The sequence below is a fragment of the Segatella cerevisiae genome (assembly GCF_024054555.1).
GTDB classification, from domain to species: Bacteria; Bacteroidota; Bacteroidia; order Bacteroidales; family Bacteroidaceae; genus Prevotella; species Prevotella cerevisiae.
The window spans coordinates 1-9,600 of record NZ_JAMXLY010000066.1 but is presented as its reverse complement, the minus strand read 5'-3'; the positions used below and the strand labels follow the sequence as shown (position 1 = coordinate 9,600).

Below are 9,600 nucleotides of genomic sequence, written 5' to 3'. Positions count from 1 at the left end.
CATTCAGCCGCACTTGCACACCAACAAGTGCTATCTTTTCTTTTGTCTTAACTCTGTTAAGTTATTAAAAACAATTAAAAATAGCCCCTTCCCAATAGGTGGGGCACAAAATATTTACGTATGAAAAATTATCTTCTTCTTTTCTTTCTTCTGGTGACGTTATCAGCACAATCGAAGGCGTATCATTACATTCCCGCAGACAACCCTTATATCCACTATATGGGACGCGTGAGTTTCAAGAATCCCAAATCTCCCTGCATGGTCTTTCCCGGCACAGGTATGCAAATAGAATTCACCGGCACTTGCCTGAAGATGAAAGCCAAACCTAAAAGCGGCTATTTCATGGTAGAGACTGACGGTTCTGCCCCTCATAAGATATTCTTTTCCTCCCAAGATTCTATACTGACAGTGGCCAATGGCTTGAAAAATGGAAAACATTTTTCTACAATCATGCTTGTCTATGAAGGATATACTGAAAAACCTGAGTTCAGAGGATTTTATGTCGACCAAAATGCTTCAATACGGCCATTTAAATCCAACAAAAAACTGAAACTCGAGTTTATCGGCAACTCCATCACTTGTGCTTATGGCGTAGAAGCAAAAAACGGGAAAGAGCATTTCAGCAATACCACAGAAAATTTCTATTATTCCTTTGCTAATCTGACAGCCCGAGCGCTCCATGCCCAAAATCAGGTCGTCGCACGTTCAGGCATAGGCGTCTACCGTAACTATGCAGGTCCCAAGGACGGCAGCAAGGATAATATGAGTAAATGGTATGACTATACCTTGATCTACGATTCTACTGAAATGTGGAACCCCAAACGCTATGTCCCGGATATCGTGTGTGTCAATTTAGGAACGAACGACCTCAGTACGACACCTTATGACATCCAGTTATTCGAATCAGCTTATAAGCGTTTCATCACTCATTTACGGACCCTTTATCCCAAAGCGAAGATCGTCATGCTTACAGGATGCATGCTCCAGGGTAAAGCTTTGGACGATCTGCAAAGGGCACTAAACAATATACAAAGTGAATTTTCCACAAACGGTGACAAGTCAATCTACCGTTTCGACTTCTCGCCTGCCGATGGCTCTTTAGGTTATGGGGCAGACAGCCATCCTTCCAAAGCACAGCAACAAAAAATGGCAAATGAACTGGTACCGTTCTTGAAAAGTTTGATTCATAATGTAAGCAGGAAAGTCAGTTAGTTAGATACAGACAAATCGGTGCTAAGTGAAATTCTCCTGGTCATAGATAAGAGGGCGGTAGCTAACTTTGCTCTCGCAATACTTTCTAAAAATCATTAGATACATTTGAGAATATAAACTAAACAGTATTTTCCATTCATAAAAACTAATACGGATAGAGTTCTCTAAAATTTTTCACGTTATGTACCTATCCCATTTTGGGTATCTTATATTTATGGTTGAAACTCATATCATGCAAGAACAAAATAGACTTATTTATAAATTGTATTGAAATTTTATTTAAGTAGTTCTAATACCGTTTCAGGTGAAACTTCTAACTTAGTGATTGCACACAAACTAGTGCCCATATCTTTGACACTGGTTCCCAAGAGATAAGCGTCAGCATCAATGATAAGGAAACGGTCGTGAGAACGGTGTGGGAGTTGAATATATTCTATAGGGGCATATTGCTCGTTATACTTCTCTAAATCCAACTTAAACTGATTTGTAAAACGAGTATGGATGGTAGCTTTTACTTTTTCTTTTCTTTTAGTTAATAGTGTAAGTACACGCTCATCCACATAGGAGTCTATTAGAACGATTCGCTTTTGTGCGCTTCGAATAAGTTGTGAAACATACTCCCAAGCATCCCAAACGCATCCAGTAGCAAAGATTTGTTCTGGGGTGATAGTCGGTGCTAATTCGTCCATACGATGCAATACCTGTTCAACTTTTTGGTCTGTAACTTGCTGATGGTATTCCAATTGCTCAACGCGCTGAAATATCCCGGCATTGGCAGAAAGAAACCTGCGCATAGAAACAAAAGCCCTCATAATGCATATATTTATTTCTATAGCATTAGGACTTCTTAAAATTCCTGCTAATTGCGAGACACCTTGTTCAGTAAAAGCATAATTGGGATACCTGTTTCCACCCTTTACGTTTGAGGTGCCATTTTGGCACCTCAAACTGTTCATCTCTTCTGCCTTCAATTGAAACATAAAATCTTCAGGGAAGCGCTCAACATTACGTTTTACCTGACGTTTCAGTTGTTTGGTTTCTACACCATAAAATTCGGCAAGGTCAGAATCAAGCACAACTTGTAATCCTCGTATAGTATATATTCGAGATTCTACTGCTTGTTGAGTTACAAGAATGTTGCTATTTAGTTCTTTATCGTCTATAGTATCCATTTTGCCACAATTTTACTGCTAATTTACAAAAAATTATTGAACTATTAATGCCTGATTTCCATTTCTTTATATAAAAAATTCTTATTCGGTCTGGTAGAAAGGAACTATAAAGGAGGATGGACTTATCAGACACTACCCTACGAAAGAGTTATCTTTTGATGATTTTACTAATAAAAAAATCAACTAAAACGAGATCATACCCAAATCGGAAGAAAAGACTGAATTCCTCAAACTTATTAGTAAATTTGCAGTTGCTAATTAACTTTATCAATCTATCTTTAAAGATCACAAGTTCCTATTTTTCTTTTGTGCCCTATAAGATTATCCCAAAATATATCTTAACTTTGCAGCATATTCAACCACTCCTATTATAGACTCAAATAAAGACGAGCTTGATGAACGGAAACCAGAGCATTAACAGAAGAAACGAAGAATGTCCCAAATGTATTCACTAATGAATATACAGAAGGATATTATTCCAATGGCGAAACGATTTGAAGTAGAACCAGCAAACAAAACATTCTAATGAATATGTCGGAATTAATTATCACGCCCCAAAAACAGAAATTAGCTATTCCACATTATTTATATATCAACGGGCAATTACTGGGAATCATGAAAGGTGATCCCGTGCACATTCAAATTGCTCCCGGGACCTATACCGTTACCATCAGAAGCATGTTCAAATTCATCGAATCTTCCATTACCTTGTCTATACAAGAAGAAGAAACCTGCGAAGTAAGTTTCCATGACCGGGAAAGAATCTGGAACATCCTTTTTAATATTGATCTGGTCCTATGGCTCCTTAAACGGATTATTCATCTTGAGGCTCCGATAGATACGATCTATGAAATCATAAGCAATGGATTTTTTGCCATTTGGCTCATCCGTATATGGCTCATCCGAAAAAGGTATTTCCGAATGAAACTGACTATCTCGGGCAACCTTCAACATCAACTCCACTCTTCAAATACCATATAAAAGCATCCGGAAATATCGTCCGACAAGTATCGACAAACTTATTCTTCTCTTCAAATGCGGTGAGATTATCCTGCATCTGACTGACCCTATCTCTTTCAAAACAAGCGATATGCAATACTTCCCTATCTAACACCTTGAAACAAAGGAAAGTCGTATGCTCCTCCCAACTTACCACCAATCAACAGATCAAATGATATCTTTGAAACAATAGAGATCATTTGGAGCGGTATTCACGGACTACAACTAATACTACAAACAAACTATAAGAGAAAAGCTTGACATACTAATTGTTTCTATTTACTTTTGCTGAACCAAACAACATTAAATATCAAGTAAATATCATGAACAACACAGACGAAGACAACATGCTCACTCCACATTTCAGTAAATGGGAAATGATGAGGTCAGGGACAGCCATCAGACAAGGTATCTGCAACGAACCTAACGCAGAACAATGGAAGAATTTAAAGGCACTATGCCTCAATATCTTAGAACCTTTGAGGCAACGGTTCGGCGCCATTATCATTACCAGCGGATTCCGCTGCAAGAGATTGAATGAATTGGTCGGAGGTGTCATCAACTCCCAACATTGTAGAGGTGAAGCCGCTGATATCTATATCGGTTCAACTGAAAAAGCAGTCAAGTATTTTAAGTTCCTTAGGGAAAAGACAGATTTCGATGAACTTATAGCTGAGCCAACTTCCAGTTATATTAATGAGGCGAAATGGTTTCACGTAAGTTACACGACGCGAAGGTTAAACCGCCATCGATTGATTTTTAGGGCCAGGTAATTAACGTCAAAAGAGACGGGCCACCCAATGGTCCGCCTCCCTAAAAATGATACATAAAAAAGACGATTTTTTAAAGTATTGAAGATCAATAGGATTTTTTAGAACGGATTCCTATTAAGTTCGGAAGGGTTCCATAAAGATATAAATTTTCAGACGTCATGCTAGATATTCTTGTTGATCTTCCGTATCATTTTTATCCGTGTTTTCATAGTTAGATTTTAAATCTTTGGATTCTCAAAATGAGAATACGCCATCTTTAAGGTCAGTTATTTATTCACTTCATCTCTTTTCCAAGTTTTAACGTTTACCCATTCTTTCTATCCTCAATGATTTCTGGTAATATTCCCCCAGTAGTCATGGTCTGTAGAAATTTTTGAATCTCCTTCAATAAGATGGTCCGAATGTGTTATTGCTTGGGAAGGGTCAAGAGTTATGGTCCCTGAATCATCATCAATATCAACTCCATACGATGCTGCAAGAAAAGATTCACATTGCAGTTTGATAATTTTAATAGCAGGTTTTATGTATTTCATAAGCAAATTATATAGTTTTTTGTTGGATCAACTGATATCCTTTTTGTATACTGAACCCATGAGGGCGCTTACCATTTTTCCTGAAATGCCAATTATCAGTATTGTTATCAGATGGATCAGAAATACCCACATTACCGATAAGTGACAATTTCCCATTACTCTGTTCAATGAAAAACTGAGATTTCTTTTTATTTTCAGTCATCAAATACCAGCGAAAAGCTTTCAGATTAGAATTCAGTTCTTTACAATAATAGAGTTGGTCATTTGAAAGCATATATGCATCCTGGCCATCAAGTCGCCTATCTTGATAAGTGCCGATAAAATGTATTCCGTTTATGGCTACATCGACTTTATTATCCACGAAATCAGATGGCAATATTACATCAGTCTGAGCAATAATATAAGGAGCCTGAGCGAATTTTCCCGAAATCAAATAAGGTGCATTTTCCTTGAGATCATCTCCCTCAAATTTTCTAAATACAATACCCTTTTCAGGATCTTCTACCGGTTCATAAGCCTGTACATGCAAGCCAAAGACTTCCTTATAATTATACACCCTACATGGAAGCATCAAGGTATTCAAACGATTGTCATTAAACTGGCGGTCAAGGGTAATGATTGTATCTCCCACCATAGACACAATATCACTTCCTGAAGTCATCGTGTTACGATACCCTTCCAACTTGTCAATATGATAAAGTTGGACATCATTATACCGGTCTTTATTTGAGTTGTAAGTGGCATCTTTCGGAAAACTATAATATTTCATATTATTCTGATATCTTGAAGCCCGCTTGTCACCTATTGCCATATGGAATTTTTTTCCGGAGCCAGTAATACACATATATTTTGCTATAACATCCTTTTCATCAGAGGAATGGCGATATAATGAAGGGAAGAGACCTTCCACGAAGAGGTAATATCCATTTGTTACATCGTAAATTAAATATCGGGTATTTCCTTTATTATCTTTCCCACTCTTATACAATCTGATGAGGTCGTCCCCTTCAACGACAGATTCAATTTTAGAATAAAAGGGTGCCACACCAACGTATTCGATCGATTTATCTTTAGGCGTATAAGTACTGTCTAGAGGGTAAAAATTAGCATAGCCATATTTATGTCCATCTACATTCACATAAACAGAAAAAAGATACAGTCCTCCGTCAACAAGGTCAAGGCTATCAGAAGCAGAAGTGATCCTAGTCAATTGTGTTTGTGCCCTTCCGGTTTCTACTATAATGACACATATTGCCAATAGAAGAACACGATTCATTGAAATCATATTCATTAATTGTTTTTATCGTATTAGATATCTACCTCAAAAGTACAATTATTTTTTAGTTTTACAAAGAAAATTATAAAAAAGATGATATAGAATACTAAATAACCGTCATTTTAACCAAAATATTAGAAATATTGACGAAAGATATATCTATTCACGTGTCCTCATCTCTTCAGAAATCAAGTTATCACATATACCTCCTTTAACAGCATATCAAATCCACAAACTTTCTTATGTATTAAAAATTTGAAAGACAAGCCCTCAATCATATATCAGAGGACCTCCTAAAAATAATATTGAGGGTCCACCATCATATTCTGAAGTGCTAAATGGTGTAATCCCAGTTGGTATTTCCAGTATAATACCGACATCTGTACGATTATCCCATTTGACTGATATCATTAAGTGGCATTAAGTAGGGTCTGCTGATTTATTCTCATCATCCAATGGCGAGAAGTAAAGTTTTCTTAGTCATCAGGCTTCGGTTTCTGAAAGTCCCGGTATTTTCCGGTATGATTTTGATGATTTCCATCATTTCAATAAGGGCATAAAGAAGTTCATGTAAGAACTTCATTATATTTTTCACGAAATAGCACGCGCCAACCCATAAAGCTCCCGTATCAGCACGTTTTGCCCTGATGTTGTTTGCCCTGTATATCCGCTTGCCCGTTCCAAAGGTTGCCTCCACTTCATTCCTTTCACCGACATTCCTTGCCATAAGGTCGTGGTATTCTTTCGTATCCTGCTCCTTTGATGGTCGGCCCAGAGGCTTCCCGCCCGTCTCGATTCCAAGCAGGCGGAGAATCTGACGGTTCCTTCTGTTCATGTAGATCTTGTCCGCTTCCACCTTCGCCGGAAGATTTCCGAACCTTTTCCTGTAGGCTCTCAGGTGGAGCATGAGATCGTCACATTCATTGTAGGCATCCCAGCTGTGACGGTCGATAAAGGTGTATCCCCTTACCACGCTTACGCCTATCTTTGCCCCGAACTCCACCTTCGCTTTTGCCTTGCCCCTGACGATCGGCCTGACAAAGGGCTGGAACAGGCTGACGATCCGGTCCTTGCATTGATGCACATGGTCCGTGAACATCCCCTTCTGCTGTTTCCACATCTTTATCGTGGTGAAGAACAGGCTGCGGTCACGCGGTTTAAGCGTGAAGAAAAAGTTGCTGTCAACCTTTCCGAAGGTTTCCAGGGACGCGTTGACGTTCCTTCTCAAGCGGGCCAGCATGTATTCCATACATTCCCGGACTTTCCCCTTCGGTTTCTTCCGCAGCTTGATGACGTTCAGATACCGGGAATGGATTTCCTTCAGGCGGGTCTCCGGACGGGGAAGGCCCGTCATCCTGCAGAAACGGTCAAGTATCCGGTCTATGGCCTCCACGCCGTCATTCAGAAGGTCCAGGTCTGTCGGATACCGCACCTCCGAGTCGGAACAGGTCGCGTCTATCTTCATCAGGCCTCCGTTCGGCTTCGGTGCAGGCTGTTTTGTTCCGGCAGCCTTTTCAGGGAAGGAATCCCCTATGGGACCTCCCGAGCCGTTTCCGCCTTTCCCGCGGCCATCATCTTCTTCCTGCTTTCCGTCATGCATCCTGACCTGAAGTTTCAGAAGGGACTCGCTCATGTCATTGTAATCCTCTATGCCCAGGCGCTTGCGCACTGACACGAAAAGGGATGGATCGAAGACCGCACGGTCCGTGTAGGCGGACAGACCCAGCAGATATTGCATGTAGGGATTCTCACGGATGGCTTCTACGGTCTCCACGTCCGAAAGGTTCAGCTTGTGCTTGATCAGAAGCGCCCCTATTATCATACGGGCCGGCTTGTTGCCCGCCCCGTTATGGACGTTATGCAAACGGCTGTTGTAGATCCTTTCTATTTTGTCCCAGGGCAGGGTGTCGCCCAGTTTTACCCAGCGATTGCTCTTCGGGAGATCCTCAAGAGAGGACCGGAATGCATCGAGTGTCAACTCCCGGTTTTGTGATTTGAACTTCATTTCTACTTGCTTTTAACACTCAAAGTTACTGATTTTTCCTTAATTGGCCAAATATTAGGACATGTATCTTGCTGATATTCAATCAAATAAATGTTAAATCAAATTATTCAGTGGACCCTAAGTAAGTGCTTATGGTCACGAAGAATAAAGGGATATTTCTCAATAATGACACTTCTACACAGATTTATATTTCTGCTGCACTGCAACATCTGCAAGAATATGTGACTTTAAGTATTCTTACTAAAGACTCTAATAAGGAGAGACCAAGTAAGAAAGAAAGAAAGAAAGAAAGAAATAAATAATGATCATTAGCATTCAAAACAGGTCCACAAAAGTAGACGGAAAAATATTCGGTGACCTCTAAATGAATCTGATCGTTAACCCGAATACCATTCTCACAATGACAGGAAGGTCGACCAAGATGTTCTTAAGAGTAAAGTTGACTCAAGAAAAAAGAGGAATTGATTGCCAACGTTGCATGCAGGATGTTGTTTCTCTATAAATGAATCATCAAGCCCATCACGACTGACAACTGACCTGAGTTTGCCATACATCTGTACATTGTCAGGATATAGGGGCAACTGTCTTCTTTAATTCTTATTCTGCAGGGCAGAAAGGAGTTGTAGAGAATGGGAACGAACTCGTCAGGCAATATATAACTAAAGGGACATTCTTTGATAATTTTTCTGTCACTTTAACATAAATTTTTATTTATATCGTAAAATTAATAGGAACATAATTTATTAAATGCGAGTCGGATAAATATGTGATATTATATGACATATTAATGGGGTATAAAATGCCACATTAGAGCGATTGATTAATAGTCAAAGTAATTATAACTTTGCAAATAAATAATTAATAGAGTATAAGGGTATTAATATTGCTGTTTTCTTCAAGATATTCTATTCTAAAAATAGATATACGAAATATGCTTATAGATTTAGTGATTCATACATATTCTACTAAAAATCTTATGCAGCAGGGGGTGAACAGGCACATAGCAACTCTGAAGTTATGCTCACAAATAGTATATTTTTATACTTTCAGCCCCCAAAAATGTTTTTGCTATCTGCCGAGAAATAGCATTGTGTACGCCATTGAGAAATACTATATCAGGATTATGATATATAACAATAATATGAGGCCGAGCCTAAATTAAAGTTATTTGATGATTGCAGATTCAGTTCTATATTTCTATTTGAGCAATTAACTTTTCCGGTGTGATAACACTTTACTTTCGATCTATAGTGTACGAATTTCAAAATGACATCTATTCATAAAAATACTCAATTTAATGTCAAAATGTCAAATAATTAAATTAAATTATAACTTTTTGCGCAAAATATTTGGAAATAAGATAAATAACGTTTAGCTTTGTGGACTAAAGGGAGATTCTATAATGATCAACAATATTAAAGAAAATTTTGTCATGGCAAATTCAAAAAAGAAGGTTAAATTAAAAGAAAAAATAGTACTAATTACTATTGTTTCCATATTAAGTTTATACTATACCCCAATTTTAGACAATGTTTAACTTTTATTTAAATAATATACTCATCCACGGAGAGCGCGCATAGCGGCAAGAGGCGTCGTGTAACGCCTCGGCGAGCGTCACGCTGCAGATTGA

General features: G+C 38.6%; 6 protein-coding genes. 3 read left to right on the top strand and 3 right to left on the bottom strand.

Annotated elements, in window-relative coordinates:
• The first annotated feature begins 120 nt into the window (after positions 1-120).
• Entirely contained in the window at positions 121-1,212 is a 1,092-nt protein-coding gene (locus NG821_RS11800) for an SGNH/GDSL hydrolase family protein (RefSeq protein ID WP_252761859.1), read from the top strand.
• 275 nt (positions 1,213-1,487) lie between these two features.
• On the opposite strand, the gene NG821_RS11795 is transcribed toward NG821_RS11800, so the two are convergent.
• Positions 1,488-2,384, bottom strand: a complete 897-nt coding sequence (locus NG821_RS11795; protein WP_252761858.1) for an ORF6N domain-containing protein — start codon at positions 2,382-2,384, stop codon at positions 1,488-1,490.
• Positions 2,385-2,915: 531 nt separating this feature from the next.
• Between NG821_RS11795 and NG821_RS11790 the strand changes: the two genes are divergently transcribed.
• On the top strand, positions 2,916-3,365 hold the full coding sequence (locus NG821_RS11790; protein WP_252761857.1) for a hypothetical protein: 450 nt from the start codon (positions 2,916-2,918) through the stop codon (positions 3,363-3,365).
• Positions 3,366-3,706: 341 nt separating this feature from the next.
• Entirely contained in the window at positions 3,707-4,156 is a 450-nt protein-coding gene (locus NG821_RS11785) for a D-Ala-D-Ala carboxypeptidase family metallohydrolase (RefSeq protein WP_252761856.1), read from the top strand.
• Between the two features lie 540 nt (positions 4,157-4,696).
• Here the strand turns inward: NG821_RS11785 and NG821_RS11780 are convergent.
• Together NG821_RS11780 and NG821_RS11775 are read right to left on the bottom strand one after the other, a co-directional pair.
• A complete protein-coding gene (locus NG821_RS11780; RefSeq protein WP_252761855.1) occupies positions 4,697-5,965 on the bottom strand; it encodes a hypothetical protein in 1,269 nt (422 codons plus the stop codon).
• Between the two features lie 448 nt (positions 5,966-6,413).
• The gene (locus NG821_RS11775) at positions 6,414-7,970 is read right to left on the bottom strand and encodes an IS5 family transposase (RefSeq protein ID WP_252761854.1); all 1,557 of its coding nucleotides are present in this window, start codon (positions 7,968-7,970) and stop codon (positions 6,414-6,416) included.
• Positions 7,971-9,600: the final 1,630 nt, after the last annotated feature.